A 23,375-nucleotide genomic window follows, 5' to 3' on the forward strand; every position below is an offset into this window, starting at 1 on the left:
TTAATCACCTGTTATTTATACTTTTTTTACTTTATCATATATTTAAAAATGGTATGTTGCACACGCAACATACCAAAGATAAAATGGTTAAAATAATTATAATCTTAATTGCCAAATTTGTAAATGCCCCTGTTTTTAAGGCTCTATAACTTATCTAGTACTTTTTTATCTGATTTAATGCATGGTTCAAATCTTCCATTTTAAAATCAGGGTTACGGTCTTTATCACGGCCAAGAATACTAAGTAAAGAGAGTCCTAAGGGAATTCCTTCATCCTTTTCTACTGTTTCCGCAGTTGCAGGGGCAAATTCGTAAAATATCTTCATGGCCTCCTGATTTTGTGTAATATCATAAGCACTGTCCTTCAATGAAAAATAACCTTCTCTGATGAGATCATCTTCTTTTAAGAACCAGTTTCGTACTGCTTTACCAGCACCGGAATCAGGCAATTGATAGGAAGATTCTTTTTCATCTACTTTTTCAAAAGTTACCTCATCCTCTGGACTATCCGTTCCCAAACTCCGGACCACAAAAGAATTTTTTCCCGGTAGCAACTCAATATCTTTGAAAATAACCGTACCATTTCCATTGTTATGAGCAGAGCAGATTAATTCATTCCCCTGATTTCCATACAATGCAGCTTCTTTCTGGTTTGTATATGCTTTTATATCAACGGCATTTTCTGCCCTTTTAATAAAACGTTTGGAGCAGATATGGATAAACGGTTCTTTCGACCACATTGCTTTATAATAATAGAAAGCATCTTTTCTCACTTTACGGTCATATGTTACAAGACCTTTCTGATTAATATACTTCTTACCCCCCTCATTCCTTCTGGAGCTGGAAAAGTCAAACATATTCCATACAAAGCTGCCCCACAGATAATCCTTGCTTTCAAAAATACGATACACAGTTTCACTATACAAGGCCTGATATTCCTCGGAGTAATCCCTCACTGCCGGCTGGTCGGAATGAAGCGCTGTGTTTGTATCAACTCCATACTCGCTGACACCAATTGGTATATCAGGGCAGGCAGCATGAAACTGATCCAGAAAATGATCGTAATCATTCATCTCACCGTAATACCAACCAAAATAAATATTATAACCAACCATATCCGTAATCTTGTTTAATTCACTTTCAAACTTTACCGTATAGAGATTTGCTCCCGTTATCAGTCTTGTATCATCTAATTCACGGGCATACGAATATAATTCACGGCACATTTCATGCATATAAGGTGCATCCTTAAACATGGCTATTTCATTTTGTATTCCCCAGAAGCAGATGGATGGATGATGAATATTCTGTAAAATTAATTCTGTAAGCTGGTACTTTGCGTTTTCAAACAGTTCTCTGTCCTCTGTCATTTTAAGCATGGGGATCTCTGCCCATACAATATATCCCTCCTCATCGCATCGATCGTAATGATACTGGGGATGCTGATAATGGGACAGACGTAGGGAGTTTGCTCCAATTTCCTCAATTAACTTAAAATTGATATCCTGATGCTCTTTTGTCACTGCTGAAAATACTTCTGCAAAATCCTGATGCATGGATACACCGCGAATTTTTTCTTTTCGGCCATTTAAATAAAAACCAGTATCAGCCTCCATTTTTATGCTGCGGAAACCAATTCTTTCACAAACCTCATCTACCTCTTTCCCATTCACAAACAAAGTTGCACGCAGCACATAGAGTCTGCTTTCTCCTTTTCCATTCCATAAGTAAGGATGTGGGATCTGAATTCTGACTGTTTTATTTGCCAGTTCTGTAATCTGGGTTACTACATTGCCATCATCATTTATAACCTGATAATGAATCATTGCTCCATCTGGTGCAATTACGTGAGATTCAATCTCCAGTAATCCAGTTTCACCCTCCAGACTGGAACTGGCGATTATTCCATTGGTTCCATAATACAAATAGTCAAAATGCTCTTTTTCTGTAATTAATAAATTCACATTGCGATAAAGGCCCCCAAAAATGGTGAAGTCACCAAAGATAGGCGATATTGTCTGGTTTTCAGCATTACTGACATATACTTCTAAACGTAGTGCCTTTTCTGTCAAAAACGGGCCAGGTAACTCAACACGGAAACAGGAATATGCTCCCCGGTGCTCCCCAATCTGTATTCCATTCACAAAGACTTTGCAATGCTGATCCGCACCTTCAAATTCCAGAAATACGTTCTGCCATTCTTCCGAGACCTGAAGCATTTTCCAGTAAACAGCCAGGCCCCGGTACTGATCTTCGTCTGTATACCATGTATGAGGGAGTATGACCTTGCAATAATCCTTCTCACTAAAGTTCTCCGGTTTATAAGGATTCAATATATTACCATCCGGTAATTTTAAGAATTCCCACCCCTCATTAAATGATAATTTATTCATTCGATTCCCTCATTTTATAAATAGTTTCTTCAATACTTTTCATCTTTTCCGGTGTCAGTTCATAAAACTTCATGGCACCAATATTAAATAACGCTCCGATTAATTCCAGGCCATAGTAGAATATAACCGCGATTATTAACAGAGAAGTGCTATAAGGTGTATTAAGATCAGGAAATTTATCAGCAAATCCAATGGCAGCAAAACCAACACCTACTAAAAGCGGACCAAAGGAAGAAATCATCTTATCCATAAAACTGAATAACGTTCCTACCATTCCAGGAATGTACTTTCCACTTCTGCTTGCCTCATAGTCAGTAACGTCCGCAATCATAGGAGGAATAATAGAACTTGTAATCATCTGGAATCCTCCGCCTATAACGGAAACGAAGAACAGCATAATTGTAAAGAAAGAAAATCCGGTAAATGCCTGACCATAGCCATTGGTATAACCTGGAAGATTTAAGGTTTTAGGATCACAAAGCAGCCATAAACCAATTGCCAGTACATCCATAATAACCACACCCCAGCTTCCAAGCTGCATGGCTTTTTTCAAACCGAGTTTTCTGCCTATGGTGCCAATTCCCAAAGTCATCATCACCAGTCCGATTACTGTGGTGTACATGGTCCAGCCACCGGAAAGCTTATAATTACCTGCAGCAATTCCATAAAGAACCAGTACAATGGCACTTGTCTTACAGGTGTTTGCAAGCATATCTGTAGATCTTGTTATAATCATCATCTGAAGGGGACGGTTCTTTAAAAGTACCTGAATATAATCCGACATTTTTACCTGAGACGCTTTTTTTGTACTTGTGTCACTGAAAAAACGAATGTCCTTTGGTGCAATTGATATGTAAGCAATGACAATACCAAGTGTCGCAAGAAGTGCAACAATCAGCCAATACTCATGGAATAATTCTGCGCTTTTAAGAGACCCATACTTTACGGCCAGTGATGCGACAACAACTGTCATCACAGCCCGCATAACACGCACAATCACAGTTCCCACTATGCTGAGTATTGGCCTTTGAGACGGATCGTTTGTCAGACACACATTTCCAACATGATTACTGATATTCAAAAAAGTATAACCAATGTAATATAAAAGAGTGAATACAACAAAAAATACTGTTCTGATGCCAGTTTCCGGTAAACGGTCCGTTACATTGAACATTAGGAAACTGTTAACGAACAACATTGTTCCACCGATTACAAGACATAACCTGGTTTTTCCAAACCGTCCGCCGAACTTGTCAATTAAAAAACCTGCAATAGGATCTGTTATCCCGTCCCACAAACGCATAATTGTTGTAAAGCTGGATGCCAGTACAACTGCCATCCCCACATATCCATTGAGATAATATGACATAATCATAGTAATACCCATATAAAGGTTTACTGCCATATTTGCTCCGCTGAATCCGAAAATCCGCCAAATCGGAACGAAATGTATTCCATCCTCCTTCATATACCTTTTAATCTTTTCATTTGAGCTGCTATCCATAATGTCCTCCCTGTTTTCTTAAACTTGATCAGCTGCGCGTATTTAAGATAGCATATCTATTATTTTTATGATAGAATAATATCATTCATAATAGTAATTTATCACAATATTATTGGGAAAGGAAGAAAAATGAGAAATAGTACTTACGAAAGATATAAAGTTGCATCCTCTCTGATTCAGGATTTTTATCATTTGCAGATTAACATACTTGAACAGGATGATCAGATTGAAGAATTTATATATAAAAATCGAATGCACAAAGTGCAGGCTTTTTTTACCAGTGAAATACTGAAACTTTATACGGAACGATTTACTCCGGACAGTATCTATTATCTTACGGATGCGTTTATGGTGCATTTGGTTATTTTTTTTATTGAAGAAAACCCAATCGTATTAGGCCCTTTTTGTACTCTGCTTATGACGGACAAAGATGCACGTACTATTTTTGAGCAATACAAAATAACGAACCTCAGTAAGACAGACTTTTTTTCTTATTTAAGCTCCCTTCCTGTCATAAAAGAATCTGAACTTTTTCGTATGGTCACCTCGCTGATTCATACGGTCTGCCCTTATGCACCGGAAAAACAGATTCAGCATGTGAATTTTTTTAATCTTCCAGAGATAATCTCAGAGGAATATATAACCAGAGAACATTATACAGAACTTCTTGAAAAACGCTACACCTATGAACAACACTTTATTCAGGCGATTGAAAACGGAAACTCCAGATCGGCTATTTTTAATCTTCATAATATGCAGATGGATGTGGCCTATTTAAAACGCATTGGTACTACCCTGGAAAATGAGCGAATTGGAGCAGCGATTACTCGAACAACCGTAAGGCTTGCGGCACTGCGTGCGGGTCTTCCGGCAATTGTTGTAGACAGACTCTCGTCTCAGAATACTGCGGTCACCCATAATGCAAAGAGTGTAGAAGAAATACTGACTGCAAAGGAAAAAATGATACGTGAGTTCTGTAATGCAATCCATCATTACAAAGATGAGAAATACAGTTTCCTGGTACAAAGTGCTTTATACTTTTTTGACCATCAATACTATAAAGATATAAAACTGAAAGAACTGGCAGATGAATTAAATGTATCTCTCAATCATCTGATTTCCGTATTCAGGAAAGAAACCGGAATTACGCCAAATTCATATCTGCAAAAAAACAGAATGAAACAAGCCTCTATTCTGCTTTCCAGCACCGATATGACCATGCAGGAAATCAGCAGTTCCGTAGGCGTATCTGATGCTAATTATTTTATAAAGGTATTTAAAAAATATTATGGGGAAACTCCAACAAATTACAGAAAAAGATACAGGGCATAGTTGATAACCAGGTTCTTATAGAAAAATGATTCAGGATATTTGAATTTACAAAGACCAGCAGGCACAAATCCTGCTGCCCGCTGGTCCATATTTATGATTTGCGATTTTTAATTACTATCATTATGGTTCCCAGAATGATGATGATTCCACTTACCAGAAGAACCGTGGAAGTAACCGGACTGGGCTTTGCTGCTATAAACACAGACGTTGGACCATCTGCTCCTCCAATCACTGCAACCGCCTTATTTCTTGTAAACAATGCACCGGCTATTATCAGAGCACCCCCGGCTAAACCTGTAAAACCGCAAATCCATTTTATCATTTCTACTCGCCCCTTTGTTTTGAATACAATTTTTATCGTTTTTTAATTATACCAAATTTCCGGAGGTAAGGCTAGTCACCAGATGTTTACCCTTAGGAAAGCAGTATGGATTTTTCAATCCTTTCGAATCTTTTTTATCAGCTCAGGTACAATCTTTTTCCAGTCCCCCACAATTCCATAATCCGCCACATCAAAAATGGGAGCCGTTTCATCCTTATTAACAGCAATTATGATATCAGACTCTTCCATACCCGCTACATGCTGGATCGCTCCTGAAATACCAATGGCAAAATATACATTTGGCCTCACTGTCTTGCCGGTCTGTCCTACCTGCATATCCTTGGGCTTCCAGCCCGCATCTACAACGGCGCGGGAACAACTGACCTGACCATTAAGGGCAGAAGCCAGTTCTTCCAGTAAACCAAAATTTTCCGGTCCGCCAATGCCCCTTCCGCCTGACACCAGTATTTTGGCATCCATGATGTCAGCGCACTCCGCTACCGATTTTACAATATCCAGTATCTCAACATATTTATGATCGGTCGTGAATCCGGGATTAAATTCTTCCACGATTGCTTTCCGGTCTTTTATGGGCGTGATGGCCTGCATTACACCGGGGCGTACAGTAGCCATCTGGGGGCGGTGATTGGGGCACGCTATAGTGGCTATGGTATTGCCCCCGAAAGCCGGTCGGGTCATCAGAAGCTGGTTGTGCTTCTGTTCTCTTCCTGCCACCGGATTAAGCGGGAAATCCCCGATCTCCAGTTTGGTACAGTCTGCAGTGAGTCCTGTCGCAACCCTGGCTGAAACTCTTGGTCCCAGATCGCGGCCAATTGCAGTTGCACCCACCAATACAATCTCAGGTTTGTATTTCTCAATCACACCGGAAAGAGCATGGGTATATGGTTCTGTCATATATTCCTTTAACGCCGGATTATCAACCACAATAACATGATCCGCCCCATATTCAGCCAGTTCATCTGCCATCTGTTTTACACCGGAGCCTAACAGGACCGCCGTAACATCAGTCCCCAGATTCTCTGCCAGTTCCCTTGCTTTACCCAGCAGTTCCAAAGCAATTCGGCTAAGCTGATGATCCACCTGCTGGGCAAATATGTAGACACCCTTATATTCTTCTAAACCCATTTTATTCACCTCTTTTCCTTCCATATCAGATGATATGTCTTTCTCTTAGTTTTTTCATAATATAATCAACTGACTCCGGCACGTCCAGATTCACAACCTCTCCGGCACCCTTTCTTACCTTGTCAGACGCCTTTGCAATCTGGGTAGGGGAACCTTTCAGACCTATATTGCTGTCATCAACCTCTTTTAAATCCTGTCTCCCCCACACAGTAATCTCTGCATCATAGGCATCAAATATGCCGCCCGGGGTCATGTACCGGGGAGAGTTAAGCTCAGAGAGAGCGGTAATTAAGCACGGCATCTTTACCCGGAGGAGATGATATCGGTCCTCAAACTGACGCTCTGCAACCACATATTCCCCATCGATCCTTAAATTCTGTACATAGGAAATGACCGGGATATCAAGATGCTCGGATAACTGGGGTCCCACCTGGGCTGTGTCGCCATCAATGGCCTGACGCCCGGTAATAATCAGATCATAGTCAAGTCTTTTCAGTGCTCCTGCCAAGGTGGAGGAAGTTGCCCATGTATCTGCGCCTCCCAGTACCCGGTCTGTGACAAGAATTCCGTTGTCTGCCCCCATAGCCAGAGCTTCTCTTAAAACCTCATCTGCTTTGGGAAGACCCATGGTGATAACTGTCACCGTTGCGCCGTACTGGTCTTTTATTTTAAGCGCCGCCTCAAGCCCCGCCTTGTCGTCCGGATTCATGATTGCCAGCATGGCACTTCTGTCAAGTGTCCCATCCGGATTAAATTTTACACCGCCTTTTGTATCAGGCACCTGTTTTATGCAAACAACAATATTCACTGTGTATCCTCCTTATTTTAGCACGTCGCTGGAAATCACCATAAGCTGTACCTCGCTTGTTCCTTCGTATATCTCCGTAATTTTCGCATCACGCATCATTCGTTCCACATCATATTCCCGGATATATCCATAACCTCCATGGAGCTGAACTGCTTTTTCCGTTACTTCCATGGCAGTCTTTGATGCATAGAATTTGGCCTTCGCAGCTTCCACACTGTATGTCTTCTGGGTTTCCTTTGCCAAAGCAGCTTTGTATACCAGCATTTTTGCCGCCTCAATTTTAGTCGCCATTTCCGCCAGCTGAAACTGGGTATTCTGGAACTGTCCCAGCGCCCGTCCGAACTGTTTTCTTTCCTTCACATATTTTACAGCGGATTCAAAAGCCCCTTCTGCAAGACCGAGAGCCTGAGCGGCAATGCCGATTCTTCCGCCGTCCAGTGTATGCATGGCGATACCAAACCCCTTGCCCTTCATTCCCAAAAGATTTTCCTTTGGTATTCTGCAATCATCAAATATAAGTTCGTAGGTAGCAGATCCCCTGATACCCATCTTCTTTTCCTTGGTTCCAAAAGAGAAGCCAGGTGTTCCTTTTTCCACAATAAAAGCGGATATTTCCTTTGACTGTTTCCCCCGCTTTTCAACGGTTCCTGTCACGGCTATGATAATATAGATATCTGCTTCCTTTCCATTGGTAATAAAGCACTTGGAGCCGTTAAGTACCCACTGTTCCCCGTCTAGAACCGCCTTTGTCTGTTGGCCCTGTGCATCGGTTCCAGCCCCCGGTTCTGTCAGAGCAAACGCTCCAAGCTTTCGGCCTGCCGCCAGATCAGGGATGTAGTTTTGTTTCTGTTGCTCTGTCCCGTATGTAAGAATGGGATCGATACAAAGGGAAGTATGGGCTGACAGAATTACCGCTGTGGTTCCGCATGCCTTTGCCAGTTCCTCCACGCACATGACGTAAGATAATACATCACAGCCCTGCCCGCCGTACTCCTTTGGAACCGGTATTCCCATGAACCCGCATCTGGCCATCTTTTCTACGGTTTCCCTGGGAAATAGTTCTTTCTCGTCCACCTCATGCGCCATTGGCTTCACCTCATTTTCAGTGAAACTTCTGTACAGCGATTGTGCCAGAAGATGTTTTTTTGATAAAGTAAAATCCATATTCTGCTTCTCCTTTTACACACCGGCATAAATGCCGTTATTTACATTCCATTCTGTTATCAGTTGTTGTTTCCAGTTCCTGATACAGGGTTTTTCCTGATTCATTTTTGGGGATTTTATTCCGATACCTTACAGCTGCTGCCCTGCCGATTCCAGTTACGCGGTATAAGTAATCCAAAATCTCCTTCCCTGCATCTGGTGAAGAGCAATCCGTGTAAATCGTAAGATTGTCATCGGTTCCCACACATGCAAAATTAAATCCTTCATATTGCTCCTTTAAAAGACGTTCCACTTCATCCAGATTCACCCTGCTGCCATACACTTTGATAAAGCGTTTCTTTCTGCCAGTTATATAGTAATAACCCTCGCTGTCCCGACTGGCTATATCCCCGGTATGCAGAACGCCCCTCCGTTCATCCGGTTTAATAAGGTCGTCTATGCAACAGGCGTAACCAAGGGTTACATTCTTCCCCTGATATACCAGTTCTCCCGGGCTGTCTGGCTCGATAATCTCATTGCCCTGTTCATCCTCCAGCCAGAATCTGCCGCCCGGTATGGCAATCCCCATGCTTCCGCACTTCTCCAGCGATTTATCAGCTGGAAGATACCCCATTCTGGCCGTCGCTTCCGTCTGACCATACATAACAATGAATTTCCTGTTGGTCCGTTTCGCATATAGGGCAAATTCTTTGTGGAGACTGGTCGGCAGCTTACCGCCTGCCTGTGTCATGGTTTTTAAATCTGGCAGATCCATTTCCATAAAGCCAATCCGTTTTAAAATTTGATATGTGTAGGGCACACCGGCAAGGGACGAAGCCCTTTTCTTTCTTGCGAAATTCCAGAATTCAGGCTCCAGCACTCCATATTTGGTGATCAAAAGTGTGCAGCCCATTAAAACATGGCTGTTAATTATGGATAGACCATATGTATAATTCATGGGTAATGTGGTGATTGGCCGCTCATTGGCATCAATCTCCAGATAGGAAGCTATGGATCTTCCATTGGTTTCAATATTCACGCTGCTTTGTCTGACAAGCTTGGGGCTGCCTGTACTTCCTGATGTAGTCAGCAGAAGGGAGAGTTCACTGTAAAGGGCTGGAAGCAGTTTTTCATTTCTTCTGCAAAGGCAGTAACTGCCTGACTTCCATATGACTTCGCTGTCTTCTGCCTTCTCAATACAATTTTCCGGGACGTACAGGAAGGCGGGATGATATTCCCCTATGAGACTATTTAAAAGGCTTGAGTGGATACGGCTTTCCAGCATTAAAGGGACAATGCCGGTTTTCAGACAACCAAGATAACCAAACAGTGATTCTATGGTATTCTCACAAAGAATAAAAATCAGCCTTTTTCCACCGACTTTACTGTACAGTTCTCCTGAAAATGCATCCAACTGATCATATGTAACCTTACTGTCCTTATCATTCACTGCCAGAATTTTGTCTCCATATATCTTTTCCTTTTCAAACAAAAGCATCTTGTGCCTCCCTTCCGATCTGTCTGGACAGCACAGCGATGAAATCATGACCATCCCATACTGGATCCATAACCGCCGCCCGCCCGGCCGGCACGATCCGATGGACTCCAAAGAGATGATTTTTTATTACAAAATCCACTATTTTCTGTTCTTCTATTCCATGGTATGTTATGGTCTGAAGACGGCCTGATGCCAGATGAGTGAGGGCCTTTCTCCAGTCTCCCCGGTATTCGAAAAACATACCAAAAGCGCCCCGAAGCTGATCAATGTCTGAGGGAATATCCCCCAGCTCCATTGTATACAGGCGGTTCCCATAACAGCTGATCTTCGTTTCCACGTCCAGTGTCATGGCATATCTGCACAGCAGTTCATATTTGGCCATTGCTTTATGGGCTGTCAGATCATAAGACCGGGCTTCCTCATCAACTGCATTCCACCAGCGCACTCTGGCGTTCTCTGCTTCTTTTGATTCTTCCTCCTGATTCCATATGACAATTGCAGGGCTGGAACAGGCATTCTGATCCAAAAGATAGGTGTCGTTGTAAAACCTGTGGGCGAGATTCTTTAATTCTTCCTCTGTTATATTTCCCAGCTGCAAGGTATCCAGGATGCAAATAGAATACCGATCCGGAAAATTCAGCTGCACTGCATCTGGCCTGATGCGCATGCATCTGATTTCCATTATGGTCCTGTCACCGCCCCACACCACACAGCCTGCGCAGTCCGAAAGCGCCTCTCTCACTGCCAGGGAATACCTCTGACAGGAAAAGACTGAGATCCGCCTCCTTATTCCCTTATATTCAGGGCGGGTCAGAATGCGATCCATGATACGGCATAGGATTTGATCCTGCTCCCGGCTTTTAGAAGAGATACGGACAGAACAGCTGTTGCCTGCCAGCAATCCCATGACAAGGCTGTATCCAAACAATACCGGAACATTTGAGGCTGTTATGTGAAAAACAACTCCCCGGCCCAGACGAGAACGCCCATCTTCATACCGTTTTCTGAATTCCTCCATATGAGATCTGCGGCACCAGAAACCAAAGGCCGCCAGCTGTTCATATTTTCTTCTCTCCCTGCGTATTTCCCTGGACAGCTGCTCCAGAAAATCCAGTACCGGAGCCGCAAAGGGTTCCCACGGCTCTTTCTCCGGTTGTCTTACCCCTGCCAGAATAACCACTTCATCCTTCATAGGTATCACTGCACCCCCTGACCGGGGCATGTTTGATTCTCCCCGTCACCTTAAAATATTTCCCCAGGCGTCCGCACAGGCAGTCATCTTCGCCTATGATAATCCCTTCATCCTCTGTGAGTATGGAATGTCCCGGATAGGACCGGGGCAGGGGGGATAAAATCTGAATGATACCTTTTTCTCCATATTCACAGGGAGTAAAATCGGCTGCCCTTCTTGTTATAATGTCCGAATAAACACTGGCATGAAGATTGCCGCACGGGCATTCCATGTAAATACAGCCCGTTTGTTCGGCCATTCCATAATAATTATGGATGCGGCTGATCCCTGTTACCGAATATATCCGCTTTTTAAACTCATCCGAAGAAACCGACTGGCTTATCAGCTTCTTCCAGCCTCCGCCATGGACAAGAACAGCATTATCCAGTTCCAGCTTCTTTCCCTGTATGGCAAGGGCTTCGTAGAAGTATTTCCAGATTATATATGTAAATCCAAAGACGAGTACCCGTGTATCTTTGTATCGTTTCAGGAACCCTTCTACAGCCTCCGTATCCAACTCCATGTCACTGGTAAGGGCATAGCAGATGTGGGAGGAAAAAATAGAAAACCCCAGTATCCCCGCCCCTCTGGCAGAAAACATCTTCCTGTCTTTCAGTACATCCGGACTGTCAATCACAAGAAGCGGAAGCCGTTGATCTCCGAAGAAATCTTCCCCTATGCCGGCCAGCGCAAGCTGCTGGTATCTGGCAGTGTCTGTATCCAGAAAAACCTTTGATACCTCCTGCCCCTTTGTTCCGGAGGAGGTCATAGTTTTAAAAATATGACCGGGGTGAACGCTCATCAGTTCCATACTCTTAAAAAGACCAATTGGGAGCATGGGGATATCCTCTTCCTCCATGCTTCTGCCTGAAGGAATTTCCAGAGCTTTTAAGAGCTTCTCATATGGCGGGCAGTGCTGTCTGTGGTATTCTGTCAGTTCTGTCAGCCAATCCCCGAACAATTCCCTTTTTTCTGCCCTGCAAAGGGAATATGGTTTCCTTGCCAGAATCATTTCATAATCCATGTCAATCTTCCCCTTTTCTTCAGACATCTCTCCAATCATCATACTTAAATCATCACACCATATTTTTTCATTACTTCTTTCCCCTTTTCATAGGAAGAAAAATTCATAACATCTGCTGTATTAAAGTGAATATCAAACACTTCTTCCAGATCAGTAACCAGATCCATATGTCCCATAGAATCCCAGGTACTGATTCCCCTGTATTTCAAATCTTCTAAATCTTCCTTTTTCACCCTTAAATCCTTTATAAACAACTGATCATATTTTTCCAAATTCGTCATCGTCTGATCCCTTTCCTCTGAGGTGGCATTGAATCCGTCTTCAAACAGATCCGGTTGCTGTGAATAAGCGTTTCATCATCATCTGGCTGCAGCTGGACGTCAACACCCGTTCCCCGTACTGATTTTTGCAGGTTCCCCGAAACAATCCCACATAGCAGTCATCCCGTTCCTCATAGGAGAGGAATTCCACTGTAATTTCTATGGTATCTCCCTGATAAACCGGGCGGATGAATCTGGTGGTATGTTCCATATACAACGTGCCGCTGCCAGGAAGCTCCGTTCCCATGACAGAGGAAACCAGAGAATCCAGAAACATGCCGTGAACCGGAGGGCCTTTAAATCCAGCCATCTGTGCAAATCCAGAATCCAGATGCAGCAGACTTTCATCTCCTGTAAGCGCTGCAAAGCGATGTACATCCTCGCTGGTCACCAACCGCCGCCTCACTGCCTTCTCGTTGAGGTGGAGAACTTTCTTTTCCCGGTTATCAGAGGAAGCGCTTTTTTCCTCAGCCCGGATCTCCTGTTCCAGACGTATAAAACCTGTCTCATCCCACAAAAGCACCACCTTTTTGCAGTCCTTAAGACCGCTCACATCTGCGCACCTGCGGCTGCACCCGCAAACCACCATCCAAATATCGCATACGGCTTCTGTATCTGAGGTAACATACTCATGTCCGGGGTTGGCTTCTCTGAATTTGCGGACCCTGCTGCATCTGTCATATACCGGATTACAGCCGCCGCAGAATTTAATTCCGATTTTCATGTCATTCCTCCCGCATCATTCTATTCCCGGGATTCCAGCATACACTGCAGCTTCTTTGCGGCTGCACTCAAAGGCCGTTTGCTGTCACTGACAATGCATATATCCCGCTGGGGTATGTGCTCATACAGTTTTATCTCCACAATTTCCCCCTTTTCAACCAGAGGCCGCGCAAATTCCTCTGGCACAAATCCGATCCCAAGATTCTTAAGGATAATCGGGAGAATCAGATCCATGGACGCTACCTCGATGGATGGACGCATGGTCAGACCGCAGGAGCGATAAAATTCCTGAAAAAACTGAAATGTGGTGGTGTTTTCAGACATGGTGATTAGCGGCAGTTTTCCCACCTCTTCCAGATAAACAACCCTTCCCTCATACTCTTTGTACATGGGACCGCCCACCAGTACACTGTTAAAATCCTTTACCTTTACCACTTTCAATGACTGTTCATGGTCAAAGGGTGTGGTGATGATTGCCAGATCGATCTTTCCGGCTTTCAGCTCATTGAGAGTCTGGGGCGTATTATAGTTGAAAATATTTATTTTTACCTGAATATACTGCTCCTGGAACTGCTTTAAGCTGGCTACCAGATAAGAAAGCATAGCCATCTGTGTAGCCCCCACATTGATGTACTCATGCTGCTCCCCAAGGAGTTCTCTTAGTTTTTCCTCTCCCTGTATCAGCTGCTGGCAGGCAGGTGCAACATAACTGTAAAGCATTTCTCCTTCTGCAGTCAGCGTAACCCCTTTTCTGGAACGGATAAATAACTTGCACCCTAATATATTTTCAAGATTCTGCATGCAGTAGGTTACTGATGGCTGGCTGGTCACCAGGGCATTGGCGGCCCTGGTAAGGTTTTTATATTTTGCTACGTAATAAAAAATCTTGTAATGTTCAAAATTTGCAGTCATACCACTACTTCTTTCTAATCATTTTTTATCTTTATCCATCAAGTTTTCATATCATGGCATCAATTGACAAACCGCCTGCCCGCTGTTAAACTACAAGGCATAGGAGGGTTACCAATGGAGATCACAATTCAACAAATAGAAGCGATTCTTGATACAAAAGTGCGTCCGGCATTAGCTGAGCACAATGGCGATGTGATGATACAAAGCCTGGAAGATCATGTTTTAAAGGTCAGGTTAACCGGAAAATGTTCCGGCTGCCCGGCTGCCCACAGTACCAATGAGGAACTGATCACCGCCGAAGTCCAGTCTGCTTTTCCTTCCATTCAGGATGTCATTCTGGTAGAAGAAATCAATCCGGAATTAATTGATATGGCCCACAAGATACTGAATCATGAAATCTAGGGGGAAACAAAGCGGATTATGGCAAAACAACCATATCATTCTGACCCGGGGACACCCCGGGTCCCTGACGCAGTGGAATACGTCACAATTGGAGCGTACTATAATAAGTCTGCCGTTTCTCCCTCTCTAACCTTATCAAGTTTTACATTTCTTCCATAAAGCCACATATCAAATGATATCTCAGCAAAATTAAGCACATAGAAAAACCACGATAGAAAGAACAGCCAGTCGTAATTGGATGCATATTGATACTGAATAAACTTCCTTGCTATGCCAAAGATATATCCCAGCCATATAAAAAATTCAAACTGAAGGCTTTTGCCTTTGGCCGTTTTTGATACATAAGATTTATAAACGGAAAACGGCCAGGACAAACCAAACCCTACGATCATGAGCGTTTCCAGCAAATCTGAGATCATCGTTACAGTCATATATTACCCCCTTGTACATTGTTATAGTGCTTCCCCAAAACGCTTCTCAAATTCCACTGACAGATCATCCCGGAATGCAGGTGCTGCAATATTGATTAAAGCCCTTGCCCTTGCTCTTAAGGATTTTCCTTTCAGATGAGCGACCCCGTACTCTGTCACAATATAATCCACATCATTCCTGCTTGTGGTGACAGCTGCCCCCTGTGTCAGAAATGGAACAATCTTTGATATGGTTCCTCCCTTGGTGGTGGCTCCAAAGGCAATGATTGACCTTCCGCCTTTGGAGGCGGACGCCCCCCTTACAAAGTCCATCTGTCCGCCCACTGCCGAGTACTGCTTCAGCCCGATTGTCTCCGCACAGACCTGCCCCATTAAATCCGTCTGTAAGGCTGAGTTAATAGATACCACATTGTCATTCTGGCTTATGATGAACGGATCATTGACATAACTCACCGGTTTCATGCAGATGGCAGGATTATCGTTGACAAAGTCATACAACTCCTTTGTGCCCATCATAAAGGTAATGACCATTCTTCCTTTATCAATATTTTTCCGTTTACCGGTAATTGCCCCTGTCTCATACAGATCCATCAGCCCATCGGAAATCATCTCTGAATGGATTCCCAGATCCTTCTTATCACCGAGAAATTTAAGTACCGCATCAGGAATTGCACCGATTCCAAGCTGCAGGCAGTCCCCATCCCGTACCAGCGAAGCGATATTGGCGCCTATTTTTTCCTCAACCTCTCCGATTTCCGGACGGCCATGTTCGTGGATTGGTTCATCGCTCTCTACAATTGCTTCCAGATTACTGACGTGAATGAAATTATCACCCATCACCCTTGGCATATTGGGATTTACCGCACCAATTACCTTTGTCCCCGGCCGCTCTCCTGCTTCCTTGGCAAAATCGCAGGACAGCCCATAGCTGCAATAACCATGCTCATCCGGTTCAGACAATGTTACAAGGAATACCTGTGCCGGGTCCATATTGGTCACATAGTCAGGGATACGGTTGAAGAAAACCGGAACAAAATCCCCTTTTCCCTCTGCAACATAATTCCTGCTGCGGGCACCTATGAAGAGGGAGGAGTATTTAAAATGCTTCTCCAGCCCCGGCTCAAAAAATTTACAGGTTCCCATATCATGCTGCTGGACAATATGTATCTCTCTTAAATCCTGTTCCACCGCATAATCTACCATTGCGTTTACAAGACAATCCGGCTCCGCAGCTGCATGGCCAATCAGAACCGTATCTCCCGAGTGGATTATCTTTACAGCCTCCTGAGGAGTTTTCAATTTTGAAGCATAGATTTCTCTCCAGTTCATACGGCTACACCTCCTTATATTTTTCTGCAAAACGCCTCTCAAATTCTTCTGCAAGAACGTCCTGGAACTGGGGTGCCGCAATGCGGATCAGCTGCCGCGCCCGTTCTCTCAGCGTATTGCCCTTCATCTTAGCAATTCCATGCTCTGTAACGATATAGTCAACGTCATTTCTGGATGTGGTTACGGTTCCTCCCTGGGTCAGATAGGGGACAATCCTGGAAACCGTTCCCTTCTTTGCAGTGGAAGGGAATGCGAGAATTGACCTGCCGCCTTTTGAGAAGGAAGCTCCTCTGATAAAGTCCACCTGTCCGCCGATTCCGGAAAACTGTTTCAGCCCCATAGCCTCAGAGCACGCCTCCCCCATCAGATTCACTTCAACCGAAGAGTTGATGGATACCATATTATCATTCTGTCCGATAATGACCGGGTGATTGACATAATCCACCGGTGCCATGTAGACACTGGGGTTATCGTCTGCAAAATCATACAGTTTGCGGCTGCCCATGAGAAATGACACCACTATTTTTCCTCTGTTATAATTCTTGGCTGCACAGTTAATGACTCCCTTTTCATACAAATCAATCACACCGTCTGATATCATCTCAGAATGAATGCCCAGATCTTTTTTGTTATCAAGAAATTTAAGGACTGCATCGGGAATCGCTCCGATTCCAAGCTGCAGACAGTCCCCATCGTTCACCATGGAAGCAATGTGCTCTCCAATTGCCATTTCCACATCCCCAATCTGGGGAAGTCCCAGCTCCGGTATGGGGGTGTCGTCTTCCACAATCACATCAATATCGGATACATGGATAAAGCTGTCTCCCAGCGTTCTTGGCATATTGGGATTTACTGCGGCTACCACCTTGGCGCCCTCAACTTCTGCTGCCGGTTTTGTATAGTCACAGGATACACCGAAACTACAGTAGCCGTGCTCATCCGGCAGGGATAAGGTGACGAAAACCACATCTGGTTTCTTTGTGCTGCGGTAAAATTCCGGTGCCTGGTAAAAATAACATGGGGTAAAATCTCCCCGGCCGCTGTTCACACAATCTCTGGTCTTTGCTCCAAGAAACAAACTGTTCTCCCGGAAATGTTTCTCCATCCCCGGCTGTGCATAAAGGGAATGCCCCATATCCACCTGCTGGTATATTTCTATATCCCTTAAATCCGCCTGCACCGCGTACTCAGTCATTGCATCCACCAGTTTAATGGGTTCGCCCACTGCGTGGCCAATCACCACTTTGTCACCGGATTTTACCACCTTAACAGCCTCTTTTATTGGCTTCAATTTTGAAGTATAGATTTCTCTCCAATTCATACCTGCATATAACCTCCCTCTTAGGTCTAAAATGGGTTTTTAATCCTTTATTTTCGCAATTGCTTTTGCAAGCTCTTTTTTTCTTCCTATATTACCCTGACGGGAAATCATAATCCTCTGTGCCTGGGGCGAGCCAGCTCCATGGAGGGATTCGGTCCTGTATCCCACTGCAGCGGTTCCAAGGGTCAGATTTTCAATTAAACGCAGGATCCTGAGACGGTTTTCGGTGGAGACACCTTCGATTCCCTTTAAATATTTATCCACATAGCCCCCTATAACCGGATCGTTTAAATCCTTCTCGGATGGAGCAGTTACCATAAGACCTCCTGCAATATCCTCTGCCAGACGTGCAATCTCATAGGGATATCTGGTCACATTCTGCTTACATACATTGGCAAGTAACAGGTCGATGATATAATTACCGGAATCGGTGGGTGTCCCTTCCGCGGAACATGCAATGCCGCAGCAGTAAAGTGTTTCATTTAAATGAGTCATCTCAATCAGTTTATCCTTAATATGGGAAACCTTGGGTACGCCGTTATAATCTGCTGCCAGGGCTGCCGCTCCAATTAAAACATCACCTACGCCAACCTTGCATCCGCCGTAGGACTGCCTGTGGTATCCGGCGAACCGTTCCACCAGCATACCGGCATACTCAAATTCACCATTGAGGAAAATGCGGTCGTTGGGGACGAATACATCATCAAATACAACCAGTGCCTCTACGCCTCCGAATTCACTGTTGCCCACATCCATCTGGGACCCTTCCAGCTTCCTGGTATCGCAGGACTGCCTTCCGATAATCATTACGATTCCCTCAGCATCCACAGGAACTGCAAAGGATACTGCGTAATCCTTATCATCCGGTCCCATGGCAACAGTAGGCATGACAATCACTTCCTGTGAGTTAATAATACCTGTCTGATGTGCCTTTGCGCCTCTGACTACGATTCCGTCATCTCTGCGCTCCACAACTCTTAAATACATATCTGGATCTGGCTGCGCATGAGGTGCCAGCCCCCTGTCGCCCTTTGGATCCGTCATTGCTCCGTCTACAGTCAAATCCTTATCCTGAACCATACGGAGATACTTTTTAAAATTCTCATGATAACTGGTGCCGTATTTTGCATCAATTTCATAAGTAGTTGACCATTCAGCATTAAAGGCATCCATTCCCACGCATCGCTGGAAGCAGGCAGCCGTCTTCTGTCCGCAAAGCCGTTGCATTTTAACCTTTTTAATTAAATCATCCGTACTTCTGTGAATGTTGGCAAATCGGTTGATTTTACGTCCATCCTCTAAAGTTACTGTCATCAGATCCTCGTATTCCGGAAGTTGAGCCAGATCGTAGGTAGCTTTCACAGAATTAAGGGACGGTCTTAAAATCGGATGATCAATTGGGTTTTCAATCTTCTCCCCAAACATGTAAATATTAAGTTTCAGTTTCCGCATACTTTCCACATATTCTTCACCAGTCATTAATGCCATAATCTTCTTCTCCTTTTCATGCGCTCCGACCCTCGTCACCCATCTGGGAGCGCAGTTTTATTTCAATCATTGACAGCCTGATTAATAAAGTTCCTGATAAATTTTAAGCACCCGGTCCGCATCAAGGGGTACAAAGTTATTTGCCATAAGACGTCCCTGCCGTTCCATGACGCTCTTTGTAAATACCGCAAGTTCTTCCTGCTTTACACCATACTGGCGGAGCGCCTTCTTTGGGAGAATTGTTCCAAGCAGTTCATCAAGCTTGTCATAAACCACTTCATTATCGCAACCCAGCAGACTTCCTAGAAACTGATTCATCACTGCAATCTCGCCATCCTGCCTGATCTCCATGTAATTTTTAAGCACCCCTGTAAACATGGCATAGTTGCTCTCCCCGTGAGCGACGTGATAGGTTCCTCCCAACGGATAGCTGGTGGCATGGACAGCCGCACAGCCGGCCGTTCCGAATGCAATTCCTGCATAATTGCTTGCAATCAGAAAATCTTTCATGAGGGGAAGCCTTGCATCGATTCCTTCGGCTGCAATCTTCTGATAACCCCTGATGATCATTTCAATGGCTTTGTAACCAAAAAGCTTTGTAAATGGCGTTGCCTTGGGAGACAGGCTGGACTCCACCGCGTGAACCAGAGCATCAATAGAGCTGGTGGCAAACACGGCAAATGGCAGTCCGTTTAATAGTTCCGGAACCAGCACCGCCTCATCCGCATACATATGGGGTGACACCAGTCCTACCTTGGTTCCCAGCCTGGTCCGGTTGATAATAGAAATATTGGTGACCTCACTTCCAGTTCCGCAGGTCGTGGGCAGAATCACAAGTTCCCGTTTCTTTTGGATTTTTTCAGGTTCGGCATAAAGGGAATCCAGCGGGTCCCCTGCAGACACTGCCATAACTTTGGCAATATCAATCACCGTGCCGCCGCCTATGGCTATAATCCGCCTGCAGTCTGTCTTTGCAGCCGCATCAAGGATGGCGTCCACCATGATATCTGTAGGCTCTCCCGTCCCGTATTCCTCCTGAAAAATGGTATGGACATTCAGCCCAAGTGTTCCGAAATATGGTTTGTATATGTATTCGTTGGTCAGTATGAGGTCACCGCTTCCAAGGTGGAACTCACTGGCAAATTCTTTACAGGTATCGTAGTAGGATATCTGGGATTTTAAAATAATTTCCTTCATTTCAAGCCTCCCTATGCAAAAATCTCTTCATCCGCAGGCTGTTTCCAATCCTTTTTTACAAATGCAATCCGGCTCTTGTTCATCAGGTGGGTATAGAACAGGTTCTCGCTGATCGCATTGTTGCCCCAGCTGCCGCACCCCAGTGTAGTGGTGGGATTGAGGGAGTTTGCAAACGCACCGCCTGCCATGCTGGAACAGGTCTGATTGACTACAACCCGGCTTACGGGAAGCTTTAATCCTGCATATTCAATGTGATTTTTATCGTTGGACTGAATATCTGCTGAATGGCCCTCACCTTCATATACCAGATTGTCATATGCAATCTGAACTGCCTCTTCCCATGTCTGATAGCTGTATGCAGCCATCATCGGACACATCTTCTCCTTGCTCCATACAACTCCTGCTCCATGTTTCTCAGGTTTTACAATTATGACCTTTGTGCCCTGGGGAACGGAAATCCCGGCAAGGTCTGCGATGGTCTTGACTGACTGGCCAACCACTTTTTTGTTGATTACTCCATTGGGAAATACCACTTCTGCCAGTTTATCAATCACCGCTTTGTCATCAATGTAGAAGGCTCCCTGTGATACAAATTCCTTTATTACCGTATCATAATCCTTCTCCGGTGCTATGATTGTCTGGGTTCCGGAACAGATAATGCCATTGTCAAAGATACGGCTGGCAATCATTCTTCCTGCTGCAGCCTTGTAATCGATTCCTTCATCAATCAGTCCCTGTACATTGCCGGGACCCACACCGTAACTTGGTTTACCGCTGGAATAAGCGGACTTTACAACACCCGCACCGCCGGTCGCCAGTACAACATCACAGGCAGCCATCAGTTCGTTGGTAAGTTCAATCGACGGTTCCTCGATTACCAGAAAAATATCTCTTGGGACTCCCATGCGGTCCAGTTCTTTGTAATACAGTTCCGCTACTGCCATGGCACATTTTTTGCTGCGGGGGTGAGGTGCAATAATAATCGTATTCTGGCATTTTACGGCATACATGGCATTACACATGGGGGTAACAATGGGGTTGGTGCACGGCGTGGCAGCTGCTATGACACCCATTGGCTTTGCCACCTCAATCAGCCCTGCTTCCTCATCTGTGCCAATGATGCCAATGGACCTTTTGGCCTTTAATGCATTCCAGATGATTCTGGATTTTCCTCTATTCTTAGTGACCTTGTCTTCGTAAACTCCCATCCGGCTTTCCTCAACAGCAAGCTTTGCAAGCGGTTCTGCATTGTCAAAAATAACTTTTGCAAACATCTTTACAATGGCATCTGTCTTTTCCTGGTCATAGGAACGCAGAACCTGCTGTGCATTTCTGGAACGTTCTACTAATGATTGGATTAATTGGTTCATTTTTGTTATCTCCTTTGATAGTGATTTTTTTAACATTGTTTCTATGGTTCATTCTAATTCCTTTTGCCTGCATTTAAAAATACTAATAACTTATTATAAACAATAGGATTTTTTATGGTTCATTTTTGGTACTTTTGCCAGTATTCTAGTTGAAACAGGAGATCGTCATATGATTTAGGTGGGAAAATTCCAAAATTTATCGTTAATTTATTAACTTGAAAACAATAAAAAAAACCGTATATAAAGAGATACAATAAACGGATCAGGAAGGTTATTTTTGAAAGACGGATATGATATGTGGATTGTGAATGAAACGATATAAATTTGTATTATTAATAAAAGACCGGGAAACCATTGGTCCTGTGGTAAAATATGGGGTTGCACTTTACTTCTTATATATAGAAGTATATAATAGCTGTTAATATATGTAAAATGTATTTATTGTATGTTAGTTATCTAATATTTATATAGCAGATAAAAGGGGGATGTATGGATATTACATATGACTATTACAGAATTTTTTATTATGTCGCTACATGCAAAAGCTTTTCCAAAGCCGCCGGGCTCCTTTCAGCCAACCAGTCCAATATTTCACGTTTCATAAATAATTTAGAACATCAATTGGGGTGTAAGCTTTTCGTGCGATCCAACCGAGGCATCTCTCTGACACCAGAGGGGGAGAAGCTCTATTCCCATGTTAAAATTGCCCAGGAACAGTTCAGAGCGGCTGAGCTGGAACTGATTAATGACAAAAACTTAAGCGGTGGTACGATAACCATCAGTGTCAGCGATACTGCCCTTCACGGTCATCTCCTCCCCATACTTGGGGCATTTCACAGCACCCATCCCGGTATCCATCTTCGCATTCTTACCCACTCCACTCCACAGGCAATTCAGGTTTTAAAGAACCGGCTGGTTCACTTTGCAGTTGTGACCACTCCTTCTAATATCAAACCCCCACTGAAAGAAACATGTCTGAAATCGTTTCAGGAAATATTGATTGGGGGCAGACATTATTCCTTTTTAAAAGACACCCCCCACCATCTGTCGGAGCTGGTTCAGTACCCATTTGTCTGTCTCGGTAAGGATACCGTGACTTATGAGTTTTTTTCAAACCTGCTCCTAAAATATGATCTGGTTTTTAAGCCGGATATAGAAGTGGCATCAACCAATCAGCTGATGCCTATGATTAAAAATGACCTGGGTATCGGTTTTATCCCGGAACGCTTCGCCAGAGAAGCCCTTGAAAACGGGGAGGTTTTCTCCATCCCTCTGGAAGAGCCCATTCCCAGACGCAGCATCTGTCTGGTGGAAAATACAAGCCGCTGCCTGAGCATTGCTGCAAATGCATTAAAAGAGATGATTCTATCCCCAGAGTTCTGACACGGTAAGCGGTGATAAAACCTGAAACCGGGCTGGGGAATATGAATTTATTAAAATACAAATAAAAGCTTACATCCTATTAATTTTTGTGATATACTA

Annotated in this window: 21 protein-coding genes; 3 read left to right on the forward strand and 18 right to left on the reverse strand. The window is 44.0% G+C overall.

Features of this window, described 5'->3' with window-relative positions; all coding sequences use genetic code 11:
- Positions 1-154: 154 nt before the first annotated feature.
- Together BXY41_RS11325 and BXY41_RS11330 are read right to left on the reverse strand one after the other, a co-directional pair.
- Positions 155-2,392: a glycoside hydrolase family 2 protein gene (locus tag BXY41_RS11325; protein ID WP_104436951.1), complete on the reverse strand. Its 2,238-nt coding sequence runs from the start codon at positions 2,390-2,392 to the stop codon at positions 155-157.
- Positions 2,385-3,896: an MFS transporter gene (locus BXY41_RS11330; protein WP_104436952.1), complete on the reverse strand. Its 1,512-nt coding sequence runs from the start codon at positions 3,894-3,896 to the stop codon at positions 2,385-2,387. Before BXY41_RS11330 ends, BXY41_RS11325 begins: the two co-directional genes overlap by 8 nt.
- A gap of 129 nt (positions 3,897-4,025) precedes the next feature.
- On the opposite strand from BXY41_RS11330, the gene BXY41_RS11335 reads away from it, so the two are divergent.
- A complete protein-coding gene (locus BXY41_RS11335; RefSeq protein WP_104436953.1) occupies positions 4,026-5,228 on the forward strand; it encodes a helix-turn-helix transcriptional regulator in 1,203 nt (400 codons plus the stop codon).
- A gap of 91 nt (positions 5,229-5,319) precedes the next feature.
- On the opposite strand, the gene BXY41_RS11340 is transcribed toward BXY41_RS11335, so the two are convergent.
- The 10 genes from BXY41_RS11340 to BXY41_RS11385 all read right to left on the reverse strand — a co-directional run bounded on the left by BXY41_RS11340 (position 5,320) and on the right by BXY41_RS11385 (position 14,355).
- Positions 5,320-5,550 (reverse strand): oxaloacetate decarboxylase, encoded by a 231-nt coding sequence (locus BXY41_RS11340; protein WP_104436954.1) that lies wholly within the window; start codon positions 5,548-5,550, stop codon positions 5,320-5,322.
- 114 nt (positions 5,551-5,664) lie between these two features.
- Entirely contained in the window at positions 5,665-6,696 is a 1,032-nt protein-coding gene (locus BXY41_RS11345; RefSeq protein ID WP_104437104.1) for an electron transfer flavoprotein subunit alpha/FixB family protein, read from the reverse strand.
- A 25-nt stretch (positions 6,697-6,721) separates the two neighbouring features.
- Complete coding sequence (locus BXY41_RS11350; protein WP_104436955.1) at positions 6,722-7,504, reverse strand: electron transfer flavoprotein subunit beta/FixA family protein; 783 nt, start codon at positions 7,502-7,504, stop codon at positions 6,722-6,724.
- Positions 7,505-7,516: 12 nt separating this feature from the next.
- Positions 7,517-8,668: an acyl-CoA dehydrogenase gene (locus tag BXY41_RS11355; RefSeq protein ID WP_104436956.1), complete on the reverse strand. Its 1,152-nt coding sequence runs from the start codon at positions 8,666-8,668 to the stop codon at positions 7,517-7,519.
- Positions 8,669-8,705: 37 nt separating this feature from the next.
- Positions 8,706-10,145, reverse strand: a complete 1,440-nt coding sequence (locus tag BXY41_RS11360; RefSeq protein WP_104436957.1) for an AMP-binding protein — start codon at positions 10,143-10,145, stop codon at positions 8,706-8,708.
- A complete protein-coding gene (locus BXY41_RS11365) occupies positions 10,132-11,367 on the reverse strand; it encodes an acyl-CoA reductase (RefSeq protein WP_104436958.1) in 1,236 nt (411 codons plus the stop codon). The genes BXY41_RS11360 and BXY41_RS11365 overlap by 14 nt, the downstream gene beginning before the upstream one ends.
- On the reverse strand, positions 11,327-12,442 hold the full coding sequence (locus BXY41_RS11370) for a LuxE/PaaK family acyltransferase (protein ID WP_242980168.1): 1,116 nt from the start codon (positions 12,440-12,442) through the stop codon (positions 11,327-11,329). The genes BXY41_RS11365 and BXY41_RS11370 overlap by 41 nt, the downstream gene beginning before the upstream one ends.
- A 2-nt stretch (positions 12,443-12,444) precedes the next feature.
- Entirely contained in the window at positions 12,445-12,681 is a 237-nt protein-coding gene (locus BXY41_RS11375) for an acyl carrier protein (protein ID WP_104436959.1), read from the reverse strand.
- A gap of 40 nt (positions 12,682-12,721) precedes the next feature.
- The gene (locus tag BXY41_RS11380) at positions 12,722-13,444 is read right to left on the reverse strand and encodes a MaoC family dehydratase (RefSeq protein WP_104436960.1); all 723 of its coding nucleotides are present in this window, start codon (positions 13,442-13,444) and stop codon (positions 12,722-12,724) included.
- Between the two features lie 20 nt (positions 13,445-13,464).
- A complete protein-coding gene (locus tag BXY41_RS11385) occupies positions 13,465-14,355 on the reverse strand; it encodes a LysR family transcriptional regulator (protein WP_104436961.1) in 891 nt (296 codons plus the stop codon).
- Positions 14,356-14,469: 114 nt separating this feature from the next.
- Here BXY41_RS11385 and BXY41_RS11390 point away from each other — a divergent pair, with 114 nt between their 5' ends.
- A complete protein-coding gene (locus BXY41_RS11390) occupies positions 14,470-14,757 on the forward strand; it encodes a NifU family protein (RefSeq protein WP_104436962.1) in 288 nt (95 codons plus the stop codon).
- Between the two features lie 98 nt (positions 14,758-14,855).
- On the opposite strand, the gene BXY41_RS11395 is transcribed toward BXY41_RS11390, so the two are convergent.
- The 6 genes from BXY41_RS11395 to BXY41_RS11420 form a co-directional block, all read right to left on the reverse strand.
- On the reverse strand, positions 14,856-15,188 hold the full coding sequence (locus tag BXY41_RS11395) for a hypothetical protein (protein ID WP_242980169.1): 333 nt from the start codon (positions 15,186-15,188) through the stop codon (positions 14,856-14,858).
- Between the two features lie 21 nt (positions 15,189-15,209).
- On the reverse strand, positions 15,210-16,517 hold the full coding sequence (locus BXY41_RS11400) for an acetyl-CoA hydrolase/transferase family protein (protein ID WP_104436963.1): 1,308 nt from the start codon (positions 16,515-16,517) through the stop codon (positions 15,210-15,212).
- Between the two features lie 4 nt (positions 16,518-16,521).
- Positions 16,522-17,838 carry an acetyl-CoA hydrolase/transferase family protein gene (locus BXY41_RS11405; protein WP_104436964.1) on the reverse strand — a complete coding sequence of 439 codons (1,317 nt, stop codon included), beginning with the start codon at positions 17,836-17,838 and terminating at the stop codon, positions 16,522-16,524.
- A gap of 39 nt (positions 17,839-17,877) precedes the next feature.
- Positions 17,878-19,326, reverse strand: coding sequence for a 4-hydroxyphenylacetate 3-hydroxylase family protein (locus BXY41_RS11410; protein ID WP_104436965.1), 1,449 nt, complete (start codon positions 19,324-19,326; stop codon positions 17,878-17,880).
- Between the two features lie 81 nt (positions 19,327-19,407).
- Entirely contained in the window at positions 19,408-20,523 is a 1,116-nt protein-coding gene (locus BXY41_RS11415; RefSeq protein ID WP_104436966.1) for a 4-hydroxybutyrate dehydrogenase, read from the reverse strand.
- A gap of 11 nt (positions 20,524-20,534) precedes the next feature.
- Complete coding sequence (locus BXY41_RS11420) at positions 20,535-21,893, reverse strand: aldehyde dehydrogenase family protein (protein WP_104436967.1); 1,359 nt, start codon at positions 21,891-21,893, stop codon at positions 20,535-20,537.
- A gap of 489 nt (positions 21,894-22,382) precedes the next feature.
- Between BXY41_RS11420 and BXY41_RS11425 the strand changes: the two genes are divergently transcribed.
- Positions 22,383-23,276, forward strand: coding sequence for a LysR family transcriptional regulator (locus BXY41_RS11425; protein ID WP_104436968.1), 894 nt, complete (start codon positions 22,383-22,385; stop codon positions 23,274-23,276).
- Positions 23,277-23,375: the final 99 nt, after the last annotated feature.

The sequence above is a fragment of the Lacrimispora xylanisolvens genome (assembly GCF_002934545.1).
Taxonomy (GTDB): Bacteria; Bacillota; Clostridia; order Lachnospirales; family Lachnospiraceae; genus Lacrimispora; species Lacrimispora xylanisolvens.